The sequence below is a fragment of the Janthinobacterium sp. 17J80-10 genome (genome assembly GCF_004114795.1).
GTDB lineage: Bacteria > Pseudomonadota > Gammaproteobacteria > Burkholderiales > Burkholderiaceae_D > Paucimonas.
In genome coordinates, this window is record NZ_CP035311.1 from 876,070 (window position 1) to 892,013 (window position 15,944).

Genomic DNA, 15,944 nt, shown 5'->3' on the forward strand with positions numbered 1-15,944 from the left:
TCCAGAGGGTGGGCGTCGCCACAAAGCGGCACGCGCAGGTTAAGCGCTCATTATAATGGAGCACCTCTTAACCGGCGGAAAACGGCTGGAAACTCCGTCGTTTTGTGCATTTTTACTTTATTTGATGCTGCTTTCTGCCATCCATTGGTTTTTGGAAGTACTGGCGCTGCCCCATGTCGGGCTGGCGGCCGTATTCCTCGTCAGCTTTCTTTCCTCGACCCTGTTGCCGCTGGGCTCGGAGCCAACCCTGTTTGCCGTGGTCAAGGCCAACGAAGCCTTGTTTTGGCCGGCGATTGGCGTGGCGACCCTGGGCAATACCCTGGGCAGCATTGTCAGCTACGGCATGGGCTATGGCGCGCGGCAGGCATTCGCCCGGGAACGCTCGACGCGCTGGTTCGGCTGGCTGGAACGCTTTGGCGCAAAGACCCTCTTGCTGGCCTGGGTGCCGGGCATCGGCGATGCGCTGTGCACGGTGGCCGGCTGGCTGAAGCTGCCTTTCTGGCCCTGCGCGGGATACATTGCGATCGGCAAGCTGCTACGCTACCTGGCTGTCACCACGATCCTGCTGCGCGTGCCCGACGGCTGGTGGCACCGCCTGGCACACTTGCTGGGATAGCATGGTGTTAATCGTTTGATATGTTTTCCGCGGATTTTCGGCAGGGCGAGAAGCCGTACGGTAGACGGGGGCTTCCTGCTTGCGCCGCCGCGATACGGTAAAATAAGAATATGAACGCACCCGCCCAAATCCAGGCACTTCTTGCCGACGCTGCCACCGGCGCCGCTCCCACGCGCCTGCGCGAAATTCCCTATAACTACACGTCGTTTTCCGACCGCGAAATCGTCATGCGCCTGCTGGGCGAAGAGGCGTGGCAATTGCTCGACGAGTTGCGCAGCGAGCGCCAGACCGGCCGTTCGGCGCGCATGCTCTACGAGGTGCTGGGGGATATCTGGGTGGTGCGGCGCAATCCGTACCTGCAGGACGACATGCTGGACAACCCCAAGCGGCGCCAGTCACTGATCGATGCGCTGAACCACCGCCTGGCCGAAGTGGACAAGCGCCGCACCGAAACCGCGGCGGCCGATGATCCTGCCGCGGCACGCCGCAGCGCCCATGTCGGCACCCTGCTGGAAGCGGCGCGCCGGGCCGTGGCCGATTTTGCCGAGGAATTCCGCGCAACCTACGACCTGCGCAAGCGCGCCAACCGCGTGCTGGGGCGCTACACCGCCCGCGACAATATCAAGTTCGATGGCCTGTCGCGCGTCTCGCACGTCACCGACGCCACCGACTGGCGCGTCGAATATCCCTTCGTGGTGCTGACCCCGGACACCGAGGATGAGATGGCCGGCCTGGTCAAGGCCTGTATCGAACTCGGCCTGACCATCATCCCGCGCGGCGGCGGCACCGGCTACACCGGCGGCGCCGTGCCATTGACGCCGCTGTCGGCCGTCATCAATACGGAGAAACTGGAAGCGCTGGGCGCCGTCGAAATGACCCGACTGCCGGGCGTGGACCGCGATTACGCCACCATCTACTCCGGTGCCGGCGTGGTCACCAAGCGCGTCTCGGACGCTGCCGAAAAAGCCGGCTTCGTCTTCGCTGTCGATCCCACTTCGGCCGAAGCTTCCTGCATCGGCGGCAATGTCGCCATGAATGCCGGCGGCAAGAAGGCCGTGCTGTGGGGCACCGCGCTCGACAACCTGGCGAGCTGGCGCATGGTCGACCCCAACGGCGACTGGCTCGATGTCACGCGCCTGGACCATAACCTGGGCAAGATCCATGACGCACCGGTGGCCCGCTTCAAGCTGGAGTGGACCCATCCGGCCGAGCGCGGCCGCAAGAACACGCCGTTCAAGAGCGAGGTCCTCGAAATCGAAGGCCGCCGCTTCCGCAAGGAAGGCCTGGGCAAGGATGTCACCGACAAGTTCCTGGCCGGCCTGCCCGGCATCCAGAAGGAAGGCACCGATGGTCTGATCACTTCGGCGCGCTGGATCCTGCACAAGATGCCCAAGTTCGCGCGTACCGTTTGCCTGGAATTTTTCGGCCAGGCGCGCGACGCCATTCCGTCGATCGTCGAGATCAAGGATTACCTGGACGCCGAAACCCGCAAGGGCGGCGCCATCCTGGCCGGCCTCGAGCACCTGGACGAGCGCTACCTGCGCGCCGTCGGCTATGCCACCAAGTCCAAGCGCGGCGTGCTGCCGAAGATGGCGCTGTTCGGCGACATCGTCGGCGACGATGAAGATGCCGTGGCGCGCGCCGCCTCGGAAGTCATCCGCATTGCCAATACTCGCGTGGGTGAAGGCTTCGTCGCCGTGTCGCCGGAAGCGCGCAAGAAGTTCTGGCTGGACCGTGCCCGCACCGCCGCCATCTCGCGCCATACCAATGCCTTCAAGATCAATGAAGACGTGGTGATTCCGCTCAACCGCATGGGCGAGTACACCGACGGCATCGAGCGCATCAATATCGAGCTGTCGATCCAGAACAAGCTGGCCTTGCTGGGTGCCCTGCGCGAATTCTTTGCCAAGGGCGATCTGCCGGTTGGCAAGAGCGAAGATGCCGAAGGCGAGGATATTTCCGATGCCGAACTGCTGGGCGACCGTGCGCAGCAAGCGCTGCATTTGATCGATGCCACGCATGCGCGCTGGTCCTACCTGCTGACGCAGCTGGACAAGCCGCTGGACACCGCGCGCAATGACCTGATCGGCCTGGGCCTGGAAAAACTGGCGCTGGAGTTTGACGAACGCGTGGACCGGCAGCCGCAGGCCACCGTGTTCCATGTCGTGCAGGACCGCACCGTGCGCGTGTCGTGGAAGAAGGAAGTGCGTGCCGCCCTGCGCCAGATTTTCAATGGCGCCGCCTACCGCCTGATCCTCGAGGAAGCCAGCGCAATCCACAAGAAGGTATTGCGCAGCCGTGTCTTCGTGGCGCTGCACATGCATGCCGGCGATGGCAACGTGCACACTAATATCCCGGTCAATTCCGACGACTATGAAATGCTGCAGGTCGCGCATCGTGCGGTCGAGCGCATCATGGCGCTGGCGCGCTCGCTCGACGGCGTCATCTCCGGCGAGCATGGCATCGGCATCACCAAGCTGGAATTCCTGACGGACGCCGAAATGGCGGATTTCCGTGCCTACAAGGAGCGCGTCGATCCGCAAGGACGCTTCAACAAGGGCAAGCTCCTGAACCTGCCGGAACTGCATGCCGACCTGCGCAATGCCTATACGCCGTCGTTCGGCCTGATGGGGCACGAGTCGCTGATCATGCAGCAAAGCGACATCGGCGCGATTGCCAACAGCGTCAAAGACTGCCTGCGCTGCGGCAAGTGCAAGCCGGTGTGCGCGACGCACGTGCCGCGCGCCAACCTGCTGTACTCGCCGCGCAACAAGATCCTCGCGACGTCGCTGCTGGTCGAAGCCTTCCTGTATGAAGAGCAGACCCGCCGCGGCGTGTCGATCAAGCACTGGGAAGAGTTCGAGGACGTGGCCGACCATTGCACGGTCTGCCACAAGTGCGTCAATCCCTGCCCGGTGGATATCGACTTCGGCGACGTGTCGATGAACATGCGCAACCTGCTGCGCAAGATGGGGCAGAAGTCCTTCAATCCCGGTTCCGCCGCGACGATGTTCTTCCTGAACGCGACCGACCCGGCGACCATTAATGCCACCCGGCAGACCATGATCGGCTGGGGCTACAAGGCGCAGCGCCTGGGCCATGAGGTCTTGAAGAAGTTTGCCAAGAAGCAGACCAAGGCGCCGCCGGCCACGCATGGCAAGCCGCCGATCAAGGAACAGGTCATCCACTTCATCAACAAGAAGATGCCGGGCAACCTGCCGAAGAAGACCGCGCGCGCCTTGCTGGATATCGAAGACAACGAGATCGTCCCGGTCATCCGCAACCCGCAGGTCACCACGGCCGATACCGAAGCCGTGTTCTACTTCCCGGGCTGCGGCTCGGAGCGCCTGTTCTCGCAAGTCGGCCTGGCCACGCAAGCCATGCTCTGGCATGTGGGCGTGCAAACCGTGCTGCCGCCGGGTTACCTGTGCTGCGGCTATCCGCAGCGCGGCGCCGGCCAGTTCGACAAGGCCGAGAAGATGATCACGGATAACCGCGTGCTGTTCCACCGCGTCGCCAATACCCTGAACTACCTCGACATCAAGACGGTGGTGGTGTCCTGCGGCACCTGCTTCGACCAGCTGCAAAACTATGAATTCGACAAGATCTTCCCGGGCTGCCGCATTCTCGACATCCATGAATATCTGCTCGAAAAAGGCTTGAAGCTCGAAGGCGTCAACGGCACGCGCTACATGTACCACGACCCCTGCCACTCGCCCATGAAGCAGCAGGATCCGCTGAAGACGGTGAATGCCCTGATCACCACCGTCGACAATGTCAGGATCGAGAAGAATGACCGCTGCTGCGGCGAGTCGGGTTCGCTGGCGGTGGCGCGTCCGGATATTTCGACCCAGGTGCGCTTCCGCAAGGAAGAGGAAATGATCAAGGGCGCCGACAAGCTGCGTGCCGACGGCTTTGCCGGCGACGTCAAGATCCTGACCTCGTGCCCGTCCTGCCTGCAGGGCCTGCACCGCTACGACGACGATTCCGGCACCGATGCCGATTACATCGTGGTCGAGATGGCCAAGCATATCCTGGGCGAGAACTGGCTGCCCGAGTATGTCGAGCGCGCCAACAACGGCGGCATTGAACGCATCCTGGTGTGAGTCAGAACCCCGCCGCTCCGGTTGCCCCCAACCCGACTGCGCTGACGGTCCACAAACAGTCGCGCCTGCTGGAAGTGGCATTCGATGACGGCAGCAGCTATTCGCTGCCGTTCGAATTGTTGCGGGTGTATTCGCCATCGGCGGAAGTGCGCGGCCACGGCGCCGGCCAGGAAGTGCTGCAGACGGGCATGCGCGACATCCTGCTGACGGCCCTGGAGCCGGTCGGCAATTATGCCGTCCAGCCGCATTTTTCCGATGGCCACAATACCGGTATCTATACCTGGTCCTACCTGCACTGGCTGGGTGTCAACCAGGCGCAACAGTGGGAAGATTACCTGGGGCGCCTGGATGCTGCGGGACTGGGTCGCGAGGCTGGCCGCGACTTGCCCATGCCCGGGAAAAGCGGCCACGCGTGCTGACCGACCTATTTTTGGCAATGTAAATTGGCAATAAAGCCTTGCGTTTCAGCATGTTGTGACCGGTATTTCCAATTTATAATGCAAGTTCACCAATCATTTGCGCCATGACCAATAGCACCCATTTCGGTTACCAGACCGTCGCCGAGGAAGACAAAGTCAAAAAAGTCGCGGAAGTGTTCCATTCCGTGGCCGCCAAGTACGATGTCATGAATGACCTGATGTCGGGTGGACTGCATCGCCTCTGGAAGACGTTTACCATCGCCCAGGCGGGCGTGCGTCCCGGCTTCAAGGTGCTCGATATCGCCGGCGGCACGGGCGACCTGGCCAAGGCGTTCGCCAAGCAGGCCGGTGCATCCGGCGAAGTCTGGCTGACCGACATCAATGAATCGATGCTGGGCGTGGGGCGCGACCGCTTGCTCAACAAGGGCATGGCGATCCCGACGGCCTTGTGCGATGCCGAAAAGCTGCCTTTCCCGGACAATTACTTCGACCGCGTCAGCGTGGCATTCGGCTTGCGCAACATGACGCACAAGGATGCGGCGCTGGCGGAAATGCGCCGCGTGCTCAAGCCCGGCGGCAAGCTGCTGGTGCTGGAGTTTTCCAAGGTGTGGGAGCCGCTGCAAAAGCCCTATGACGTGTATTCGTTTTCAGTCTTGCCCTGGCTGGGCAAGCAGATCGCCAACGATGCCGACAGCTATCGCTATCTGGCCGAGTCGATCCGCATGCATCCGGACCAGGAAACCCTGAAAACCATGATGCAGGATGCCGGCCTGGACAAGGTCACCTATTTCAATCTGACCGCCGGGGTGGCGGCCTTGCATACCGGGGTCAAGCTATAGCGTGCCGGTGCGCCTGCGGGAGAAACGCATGACGAAGTGCCTGAATGCCTTGCTGCTTGCCGCTGCCTTCCCGGTCGCGGTCTCCCTGCACGCCCAGACTGCCGATTCCGCGCCCGGTGCAGAGGGTGCCCTGGCGCAGCCTCCCGCAAGCCTGGTGCAGAGCCTCATGGAGCATTCCCTTGTGATCGGCGGGGTGCTGCTGGCGCTGGTCGCCTTGATGGGGCTGGCGATCGTGCTTTGGCGACGCAGCACCGGCAAGGGCGAGGCCAGTGGTTTCGAAAACACCTACGACGGCGGTTTCGACACGATCCAGCCGGTCCGGCCGCCGCGCAAGGATCCCAACCTGCGGCCGCTTTCGCTCAATACCGTGACCGGCGCGCGCACCGATACCGTGGTGGCGCCCTGGAGCATTCCCGCGGATTTCGACGTGCCGCGTTTCTTGCGCAAGTCCAAGTCGGCGTTCGTGCGCCTGCAGACGGCCTGGGACCAGGCCGACCTGAACGATATCCGGCGTTTCACCAGCAAGGAATTGTTTGGCGAATTCTTTCGCCAGATTAACGAGCGCGACGGTGCGCCAAACCTCACGGAAGTCGTGACACTCGGTGCGGAATTGCACAGCGTGGAAACGGTGGATGGCTATTACATCGCCAGAGTAAAATTTTCCGGCATGATCAAGGAAGATGCCGCCGCGCCCGTCGCGCCGTTTTCCGAAATCTGGATATTGTCCAAGCCGCTGGACGGCCACCGCAGCTGGATCGTGGCCGGCATCGAGCAACACTAGCCGCGCCCGGCGCTGCGAATGCTTGCCCGGTTCGACTGCGCAAACTGTTACACTGCAAGCCGTCCGCCGATCGTCGGGGACGGCTTTGGTTTTGAATGATGACTTCCTTATTTTCGCTGACACCGGCTCCGGTGAACCATTTGCTGGCGCAGGATGCGTGGGCGCGCGAGCGCCTGGCAGCGCACGCCGGCAAGATCGCCCGGCTCGACGCCGGACTGCTGGCGCTTGACTGGCAAGTCACCGCCGATGGCATGTTCAAGGCCGCTGAATCCGGCGCGACGCCGCACGTGGTACTCCGGGTAAAACTGGCGGATGTGCCGCTGATCCTGCAAAACCGCGAGCGCGCCGTATCGTATGTGCGCATCGAAGGCGATGCTGATTTTGCCAATGCGATTTCGCAGCTGAGCGAGTCGCTCAAATGGGAAGCCGAGGAAGACCTCGGACGCGTGGTGGGGGATGTCGCTGCCCACCGCATCGTTTCGACGGCAAAGTCGGCACTGTCCGGCGCGCGCGCGCGCGGTCAGGCGCTGCAGGAAAATATCGCCGAATATTTTTTGGAAGAAAATCCGATGCTCTTGCGGCCGCACGCGGTGGCCGATTTCGGCCGCGAGGTCGGCAAGCTGCGCGACGATATCGAACGCCTGGAAAAGCGCGTACGCAAACTGGACCGATAAGATGGGTTTTGCATGTTGATGAAATTGTTGCGGGTCTTGAAAATCGGCCGCGTCGCCTTGCGCTACGGCCTGGACCATATTGCCATGTCGGGCTTGCGCGTGCGCCGCACGGCAGCCTTGTTTTCCCTGCTGTTTTTCTGGCGCGACATTTCCGCGCCGCGCGGCGTGCGCCTGCGCAAGGCCCTGGAAGAACTCGGGCCGATCTTCGTCAAGTTTGGCCAGGTCCTGTCGACCCGGCGTGACTTGCTGCCGCTGGATATCGCCGAAGAACTGGCGCTGTTGCAGGACCGCGTCCCGCCCTTCGATCCGGACCTGGCGATTGCGGAAATCACGCGCTCGCTGGGCGCCCATCCCGCCCAGTTGTTCGCCTCCTTCGACCGCGTGCCGGTGGCCTCGGCCTCGATTGCGCAGGTGCACTTCGCTACCCTGAAGGATGGCCGCCAGGTGGCCGTCAAGGTGCTGCGTCCGAACATGCACAAGTCGATCACGGAAGATATCGGCCTGATGTATATCGCCGCAGGGCTGGTCGAGCGCCTCTGGGCCGATGGCAAGCGCCTGAAGCCGCGCGAAGTGGTGGCCGAGTTCGACAAGTATCTGCATGACGAACTCGACCTGATGCGCGAAGCGGCCAATGGCAGCCAGCTGCGCCGCAACTTTGCCGATTCCAGGCTCTTGCTGGTGCCGGAAATGCACTGGGATTACTGTTCCAGCAATGTGATCGTCATGGAGCGCATGACGGGTATCCCGATCTCCCAGTCAGAGCGCCTGGCCGCTGCCGGCGTCGACTTGAAAAAACTGTCGCGCGACGGCGTCGAAATCTTTTTCACCCAGGTCTTTCGCGATGGCTTTTTCCATGCGGATATGCACCCCGGCAATATCCTGGTGTCGACGGATCCGGCGACCTTGGGACGCTATATCGCCCTGGATTTCGGCATCGTCGGCACCCTGAACGATTTCGACAAGGATTACCTGTCGCAAAATTTCCTGGCGTTTTTCCAGCGCGACTACAAGCGTGTGGCGCAAGCGCATATCGAATCGGGCTGGGTGCCCCCGGAAACCCGCGTTGATGAACTGGAATCGGCGGTGCGCGCCTGCTGTGAGCCGATCTTTGACCGTCCCCTGAAAGAAATTTCGTTTGGACAAGTGTTGCTGCGCCTGTTCCAGACGTCGCGCCGCTTCAATGTCGAAATCCAGCCGCAACTGGTGCTGCTGCAAAAAACCCTCCTCAATATCGAAGGCCTGGGCCGGCAGCTCGATCCCGACCTGGATTTGTGGAAGACCGCCAAGCCTTACCTTGAGCGCTGGATGCAGGAGCAGATCGGCTGGCGCGGCCTGGTCGAGCGGCTCAAGATCGAAGCGCCCCATTACAGCAAGCTGTTGCCGCAATTGCCACGCCTGGCGCATGCGGCGCTATCGCAGTCGGCGCAGGGCGGCGGGCGCGATCGTGAATTGCTGATGGCCTTGTTGCAGGAGCAGCGCCGCACCAACTTGCTGCTGGGCGTGGCCGTGTATTTCGGCACCGGCCTGATCGTGGGTGTGGCCGTCATGCAGATTTACTGGCACTGGGGCAACCTGCTGAATTAGCAAGAACGCAGTCGTCCTCGATGTTGTATTCGGCCACTAATTCCTTGCCAATATGCAACACTACTCCGGGGCGCACCCAGGGCGTTGCTTCGGGCACTTTCTTTGTTCATGAAAGTGTAATTAAGCAATCAAACTTTATTATAATCAGCGGAATTTTCACTCAGGGCGCCTGACATGAACTACACGCTGATTTCTTTCGTGGTGCTGTATTTGCTGGGTACGCTCGCCATCGGCGTATGGGCAGGCACGCGCATCAAGAATACCAGTGACTTCGCGGTCGCCGGCCGCAGCTTGCCGCTGATTATGGTGATCACCACCACGTTTGCGACCTGGTTCGGCGCCGAGACGGTCATGGGCATTCCGGCCAAGTTCGTCCAGGGCGGCCTGGGTTCGATCGTGGAAGACCCGTTTGGCGCCGGCATTTGCCTGATCCTGGTCGGGGCATTTTTCGCCGCCAGGCTCTACAAGCTGAACCTGCTGACCATCGGCGACTTTTATCGCCAGCGTTACGGCAAGGGCATTGAAGTGTTTTGTTCCGTCGCCGTCATCCTCAGTTATCTTGGCTGGGTTGCAGCCCAGATCACGGCGCTGGGACTGGTGTTTTCCGTCCTGACCAATGGCGCCATGTCTCAAACTGCGGGGATGATCGTCGGCACGCTGGCAGTACTGATCTATGTCGTGATCGGCGGATTTCTTGCCGTCGCCTGGACCGACTTTATCCAGATGATCGTCCTGGTGGTCGGCATGGCCATCATCGCGGTTTTTGCCGCCGACCTGGCTGGCGGCCCGGGCGTGGTGCTGGATTACGCCACCAGCGCCAATCTGTGGGACTTCCTGCCGCCTGCCGGCTTTACCGAAATCGCGTTTTTCATCGGCGCAGCCGTGACGATGATGTTGGGCAGCATTCCGCAACAGGACGTGTTCCAGCGCGTGATGTCGGCCAAGAATGCACCCACGGCACGCACCGGCGCCATCGTCGGCGGTGCAAGCTATATTGTCTTTGCCTTCGTGCCGATGTTCATCGTGGCCGCGGCGGTTGTGGTCATGGGTTCGGATGCGCTTGACCTGGCAAAGAACGATTACCAGAAGCTGTTGCCTACTTTTATCATGACCAAGATGCCGCTGGTCATGCAGATCCTGTTTTTCGGCGCGCTGCTTTCCGCCATCAAGAGTTGCTCGTCGGCCACGCTGCTCGCGCCGTCGACCAGCTTCGTTGAAAACATCCTCAAGAACCTGCGTCCCGGCATGACCGACAAGGAACAGCTGTTTGCCATGCGCGGTACCCTGATTGTGTTCGCCGGGCTGGTGCTGGCTTACGCCATCGCCATGCAGGGGACCTCGATTTACGACCTGGTGTCCGGCGCCTACCAGGTGCCGCTGGTCGGCGCTTTCGTGCCCCTGGTGACGGGACTGTACTGGAAGCGGGCAACGACGCAAGGTGCCATAGCCTCGGTCGCTTGCGGCATGGGCATCTGGGTCCTGTTCCTGCCCCAGGTATCCACCCTGGGCGCGCACTTCCCCGGCCAGCTGGCCGGCCTGATCGCCGCATTTGCCGGGATGCTGGCCGGTTCGCTGGCGCCGCAGGCGCTCAAGAATCGCCACGAAGCTTCGCAAGCCCCGGTCAGCCTGGGGGCGTGAGAGCGCGTTGCCTGCAGGAGCCGGCATGGCCGCCGCCGGGCGGTCCCCGAAAGCCTTAAAAGTCAGGGCAAAAACCTTTATAATTCAGGGTTTTGTATGCTTTTAGCGGGGATTTTCCATGCCGATTTACGCTTACCGCTGCCAGTCCTGCGGTTTTGCCAAGGATGTGTTGCAAAAAATGTCAGATGCGCCCTTGACTGATTGTCCGGAGTGCAAGCAGCCCAGTTTCAAGAAACAATTGACCGCCGCCGGTTTCCAACTGAAAGGGACCGGCTGGTATGTGACCGATTTCCGCGGCGGCGCCGGCGCGACTTCGGCACCGGCGACGGCGGCGGCACCAGCAACCCCGAGCGAGCCTGCCGCGGCTGCCACGCCTTCCACTGGCACGACCGACACCAAGCCTGCGTCGACTTCCTGATTGCCCGAGCCATTCCAATGACGCGCGGGCGGCATTGTCCGTCCGCACCGAAAGCCTGAAACATGCGCAAATACTTTCTGACCGGCCTGCTGATCCTGGTACCCCTGGCGATTACGCTGTGGGTGCTGAACCTTGTCATCGGCACCATGGACCAGTCGCTCCTGCTGCTGCCGGAAAGCCTGCGCCTGCAGATGCTGATGATGCTGCCCGAGGCCTGGCGTCCGGAGGCCAAGCCGCCTTACCGGATCCCCGGCCTGGGCGTCATCCTGACCCTGCTGGTGGTCTTGCTGACCGGCCTGGCAGCGCGCAATTTCATCGGCCGGCGCGTCGTGGTGCTGTGGGAATCCATCCTGGTGCGCATCCCCGTCGTCAATTCGATTTATACCGCCGTCAAGCAAGTCTCGGATACGTTGTTTTCTCCTTCGGGCAATGCTTTCCGCAAGGCCGTGCTGGTGCAGTATCCGCACCAGGGCAGCTGGACTATCGCCTTCCTGACCGGTGTGCCGGGCGGCGATGTGGCCAACCACCTGCAGGGCGAGTACATCAGCGTCTACGTGCCGACCACGCCGAACCCGACCTCGGGATTTTTCCTCATGATGCGCAAGTCCGACACGGTCGAGCTCGACATGAGCGTGGATGCCGCACTCAAGTACATCGTTTCGATGGGCCTGGTGATGCCGGAGCCGGTCGACAAGAAAGCCAGGAAAGAACAGCCCCGCGTCGGCACCTGAATTTCCAGCCGATGATGCGGCCGAAACCGTTTAACCAGAAACCAGAAATTTAAAAACCGGAACCCGAATATGTCTATGCGAACCCAATACTGCGGCCTCACCACTGAAGCGCTGCTCGGCCAAACCGTCAGCCTGTGCGGCTGGGTGCATCGCCGGCGCGACCACGGTGGCGTGATCTTCATCGACTTGCGCGACCGCGAAGGCCTGGTGCAGATCGTCTGCGACCCGGACCGCGCCGACGTGTTCAAGAAGGCCGAAAGCGTGCGCAACGAGTTCTGCCTGCGCGTGACGGGCCTGGTGCGCAACCGTCCGGAAGGCACTAGCAACGCTGGCCTGAAGTCCGGCAAGATCGAAGTGCTATGCCAGGAACTCGAAGTACTGAACCCGTCGGTGACGCCGCCGTTCCAGCTCGATGACGACAACCTGTCGGAAACCACCCGCCTGACGCACCGCGTGCTGGACCTGCGCCGCCCGCAAATGCAGAACAACCTGCGCCTGCGCTACAAGGTCACCATGGAAGTGCGCAAGTTCCTGGACGCCAATGGCTTCATCGACATCGAAACACCGATGCTCACCAAGTCCACGCCGGAAGGCGCGCGCGATTACCTGGTGCCGTCGCGCGTCAACCCGGGCAATTTCTTTGCGCTGCCGCAGTCGCCGCAGCTGTTCAAGCAATTGCTGATGGTGGCCAACTTCGACCGCTACTACCAGATCGTCAAGTGCTTCCGCGACGAAGACTTGCGCGCCGACCGCCAGCCTGAATTCACCCAGATCGACTGCGAAACCTCGTTCATGAACGAGCAGGAAATCCGTGACATGTTCGAAGGCATGATCCGCGGCGTGTTCAAGAGCTGCCTCGATATCGACCTGCCCAACCCGTTCCCGGTGATGGAGTACGCCGAAGCGATGGGCACGTATGGTTCCGACAAGCCGGACATGCGCGTCAAGCTCCAGTTCACCGAATTGACGCCGGTGATGAAGGATGTCGACTTCAAGGTGTTCAGTGGCGCCGCCAACATGGAAGGCGGCCGCGTGGTCGGCCTGCGCGTGCCGGGTGGCGCTGCCATGCCGCGCTCGGAAATCGACGGCTACACCGAGTTCGTCGGCATCTACGGCGCCAAGGGCCTGGCTTACATCAAGGTCAATGAAAAGGCCAAGGGCCGTGACGGCCTGCAATCGCCGATCGTGAAAAACCTGCATGACGCCGCGCTGGCGCAGGTGCTGGAACTGACCGGCGCCCAGGACGGCGACCTGATTTTCTTCGGCGCGGACAAGGCCAAGGTGGTCAACGATGCCATCGGCGCCCTGCGCGTGAAGATCGGCCACAGCGACTTCGGCAAGAAGGGCGGCCTGTTCGACGATGCCTGGCGTCCGCTGTGGGTGGTGGACTTCCCGATGTTCGAGTACGACGAAGACAACCAGCGCTATGTCGCCGCGCACCATCCGTTCACCTCGCCCAAGGATGGCCATGAAGACTTCCTGGAAACCAATCCGGGCAAGGCCATTGCCAAGGCCTACGACATGGTCCTGAACGGCTGGGAACTGGGCGGCGGCTCCGTGCGTATCCACCGCGCCGAAGTGCAGAGCAAGGTATTCCGCGCCCTGAAGATCGATGCCGAGGAGGCGCAGCTGAAGTTCGGCTTCCTGCTCGACGCGCTGCAATATGGCGCGCCGCCGCACGGTGGCCTGGCCTTCGGTCTGGACCGCATCGTCACCATGATGACCGGCGCAGAATCGATCCGCGACGTCATCGCCTTCCCGAAAACCCAGCGCGCGCAATGCCTGTTGACCCACGCGCCTTCGGAAGTCGACGAGAAGCAGTTGCGCGAACTGCACATCCGCCTGCGCGCGACCGAGCCTGCCATCAAGGGTTGATAATTGTAATGATTGGGGAAAGAGTTAAGCGTAGCGGTACTCTGTCCTCAACATTATTTAACTGGATATATTTGCAGCATAATAAAGGCGCGGATTTCCGCGCCTTTATTTTTGTGGTTTCTCCGTTACTGGTATTGCATGCACAAGCCCTACAAGATCCCGGAATCCGTCCTGGTCGTGATTCACACCGCCGAGCTCGAGGTGTTGCTGATCGAGCGCGCCGACAAGGCCGGCTACTGGCAATCGGTGACGGGTTCGAAAGATACCGAGGACGAGCCGCTGCTGCAGACGGCGATGCGCGAGGTGTTCGAGGAAACCGGCATCCGTGTGGCGCCAGCCGATGCTGCCGGCGTCCCGGCCCAGGGCGTCCTGCCTGCGGCAAATTTGCGCGACTGGCAGCTGTCGAATATCTATGAAATCTATCCTGTCTGGCGGCACCGCTATGCGCCGGGCGTGGTGAAAAATACCGAGCATGTGTTCGGCTTGCTGGTGCCGCGCGATGCGCCTATCGTGCTGAGCCCGCGGGAGCATGTCGCGTATGCCTGGCTGCCCTGGCGCGAAGCCGCCGACCGCTGCTTTTCGCCGTCGAATGCGGAAGCGATCCTGCAACTGCCGCATTACCGCGCCTGAATGCCACGGCGGGAAAGGGAGCGCTGCAATGAATCATGAGAATGCAAGCGGGCGTGCCAGCGCCCTGGGCCTGGCCGAATGGCTGCGTCGCCGCGTCGTGCGCGCGCCGCAGCGGCCGGCACTGACCTGCGACAATGTCACCTGGACTTATGGCGAGTTGTGGCAGCGCGTCGAGCAGCTTTCCGCCGTGCTGGCGGCGCACGGCGTGGGGCGTGGCGACCGTGTCGGCCACCTGGATTTCGATGGCCCCATGTTCTTCGTCAGCCAGTTCGCCGTTGCCCGCCTCGGGGCAGTTTTCGTGCCGCTCAATTTCCGCCTGAGCGCGCCGGAACTTGCCTTCATCATCAACGACGCCGGCCTGCAGCTGCTGCTGGCCGGTCCGTCCCATCAAGGCATGATCGACAGCGTGCGCGCGAACCTGGCCTGCCGCCATTATCTCGGCCTGCAAGCGGATGCGCCCGGCTGGCCTGCCGTCGTGCCGCGCATGGGGCAGGTGGCCGCAGTGCCGCCGCAGGTGGCGGTTGACCCGGAGGAGGTGGCCGCGCTCATGTACACCTCGGGCACCACCGGCCATCCCAAGGGCGCGATGCTGACGCACCAGAACATCTGGTCGCAATGCCTGAATGTTGTGCTGAGCAAGGACATGGTGTCGACCGATGTCGCGCTCGGTTTTGTGCCGCTGTTCCATGTGGGCGGCATGCTGGCCGTCACGCTGCCGACCCTGGTGGCCGGCGGCCATGTGGTGCTGCAGCGCGGCTTCGATGCCGGCGCGGTGCTGCAGGCGATCCGGCACTACCGCGTGACGATTGCCTTTGCCGTGCCGGCAATGCTGCTCTTCATGAGCCAGCATGCCGACTTTGCGGGTGCCGAGCTTGCCTCGCTGCGCCTGTTGTCCGTGGGCGGCGGGCCGATGCCAGTGCCGCTGTTGCAGATATATGAAGAGCGCGGCATTCCCGTGCAACAGGGCTATGGCCTGACCGAGACCTCGGCGACCGTGACGTTCCTGGCAGCCGAGCGCGCCGCCGACAAGCCGGGGTCGTGCGGAACGCCAGGCATGATGACCGAAATCTGCCTGCAGGATTTTTCCGGGCAAGTCATTGCGGCGGCGGGCGTCAAGGGGGAAGTGTGCGTGCGCAGCAGCAACGTCATGAAGGGTTACTGGAACAATGCCGACGCCAGCGCTGCAGCGTTTGACCAGCAGGGCTGGTTTCATACGGGCGATGTCGGCTACTGCGACGACGAAGGTTTTCTTTACCTAAGCGACCGGCTCAAGGATGTCGTCATCACCGGCGGCGAAAATGTCTATCCCGCCGAAGTCGAAAGCGTGCTGTATGCGCATCCGGCGATTGCGGAATGCGCCGTCGTCGGTGCGCCCGACGACAAGTGGGGCGAGCGCGTGGTCGCCATTGCCGTGCTCAAACCTGGCGCTGCGCTGACGCTGGAAGAGCTGCGCCGCTTTGCCGAAGGCAGCCTGGCGCGCTACAAACTGCCACGCGAACTGCACCTCGTAACGGTGCTGCCGCGCAATGCGGCTGGCAAGCTGCTGAAGTCGCGCCTGCGCGAGCAGATCAAGGCGTAGCCGCATTCTCCTGGCTTGTCACGCATGCGCGGCGAAGCAGGAGCGTGCGGCTTT

At 62.1% G+C, this 15,944-nt stretch carries 13 protein-coding genes; all 13 read left to right on the forward strand.

Features of this window, described 5'->3' with window-relative positions; translation table 11 throughout:
- Positions 1-124 precede the first annotated feature (124 nt).
- The 13 genes from EKL02_RS03905 to EKL02_RS03965 all read left to right on the forward strand — a co-directional run bounded on the left by EKL02_RS03905 (position 125) and on the right by EKL02_RS03965 (position 15,890).
- Complete coding sequence (locus EKL02_RS03905) at positions 125-616, forward strand: YqaA family protein (RefSeq protein WP_128900822.1); 492 nt, start codon at positions 125-127, stop codon at positions 614-616.
- A gap of 110 nt (positions 617-726) precedes the next feature.
- The gene (locus tag EKL02_RS03910; RefSeq protein ID WP_128900823.1) at positions 727-4,722 is read left to right on the forward strand and encodes an FAD/FMN-binding oxidoreductase; all 3,996 of its coding nucleotides are present in this window, start codon (positions 727-729) and stop codon (positions 4,720-4,722) included.
- Positions 4,719-5,141, forward strand: coding sequence for a DUF971 domain-containing protein (locus tag EKL02_RS03915; RefSeq protein WP_128900824.1), 423 nt, complete (start codon positions 4,719-4,721; stop codon positions 5,139-5,141). Before EKL02_RS03910 ends, EKL02_RS03915 begins: the two co-directional genes overlap by 4 nt.
- 104 nt (positions 5,142-5,245) lie before the next feature.
- A complete protein-coding gene (gene ubiE, locus EKL02_RS03920) occupies positions 5,246-5,980 on the forward strand; it encodes a bifunctional demethylmenaquinone methyltransferase/2-methoxy-6-polyprenyl-1,4-benzoquinol methylase UbiE (RefSeq protein WP_128900825.1) in 735 nt (244 codons plus the stop codon).
- A 28-nt stretch (positions 5,981-6,008) separates the two neighbouring features.
- Positions 6,009-6,761, forward strand: a complete 753-nt coding sequence (locus EKL02_RS03925; protein WP_128900826.1) for a Tim44-like domain-containing protein — start codon at positions 6,009-6,011, stop codon at positions 6,759-6,761.
- A gap of 98 nt (positions 6,762-6,859) precedes the next feature.
- A complete protein-coding gene (locus EKL02_RS03930) occupies positions 6,860-7,435 on the forward strand; it encodes an SCP2 sterol-binding domain-containing protein (protein ID WP_128900827.1) in 576 nt (191 codons plus the stop codon).
- A gap of 12 nt (positions 7,436-7,447) precedes the next feature.
- Positions 7,448-9,019, forward strand: a complete 1,572-nt coding sequence (gene ubiB, locus EKL02_RS03935) for a ubiquinone biosynthesis regulatory protein kinase UbiB (protein WP_128900828.1) — start codon at positions 7,448-7,450, stop codon at positions 9,017-9,019.
- A gap of 174 nt (positions 9,020-9,193) precedes the next feature.
- Positions 9,194-10,657 carry a sodium:solute symporter family protein gene (locus EKL02_RS03940; RefSeq protein ID WP_128900829.1) on the forward strand — a complete coding sequence of 488 codons (1,464 nt, stop codon included), beginning with the start codon at positions 9,194-9,196 and terminating at the stop codon, positions 10,655-10,657.
- A gap of 118 nt (positions 10,658-10,775) precedes the next feature.
- On the forward strand, positions 10,776-11,075 hold the full coding sequence (locus EKL02_RS03945) for an FmdB family zinc ribbon protein (RefSeq protein WP_128900830.1): 300 nt from the start codon (positions 10,776-10,778) through the stop codon (positions 11,073-11,075).
- A 62-nt stretch (positions 11,076-11,137) separates the two neighbouring features.
- Positions 11,138-11,806 (forward strand): DUF502 domain-containing protein, encoded by a 669-nt coding sequence (locus EKL02_RS03950; protein WP_128900831.1) that lies wholly within the window; start codon positions 11,138-11,140, stop codon positions 11,804-11,806.
- A 69-nt stretch (positions 11,807-11,875) separates the two neighbouring features.
- A complete protein-coding gene (gene aspS, locus EKL02_RS03955; protein WP_128900832.1) occupies positions 11,876-13,681 on the forward strand; it encodes an aspartate--tRNA ligase in 1,806 nt (601 codons plus the stop codon).
- A 138-nt stretch (positions 13,682-13,819) separates the two neighbouring features.
- Positions 13,820-14,311: a dihydroneopterin triphosphate diphosphatase gene (nudB, locus tag EKL02_RS03960; RefSeq protein ID WP_128900833.1), complete on the forward strand. Its 492-nt coding sequence runs from the start codon at positions 13,820-13,822 to the stop codon at positions 14,309-14,311.
- A gap of 28 nt (positions 14,312-14,339) precedes the next feature.
- On the forward strand, positions 14,340-15,890 hold the full coding sequence (locus EKL02_RS03965) for a long-chain fatty acid--CoA ligase (protein WP_128900834.1): 1,551 nt from the start codon (positions 14,340-14,342) through the stop codon (positions 15,888-15,890).
- The last annotated feature ends 54 nt before the right edge of the window (positions 15,891-15,944 follow it).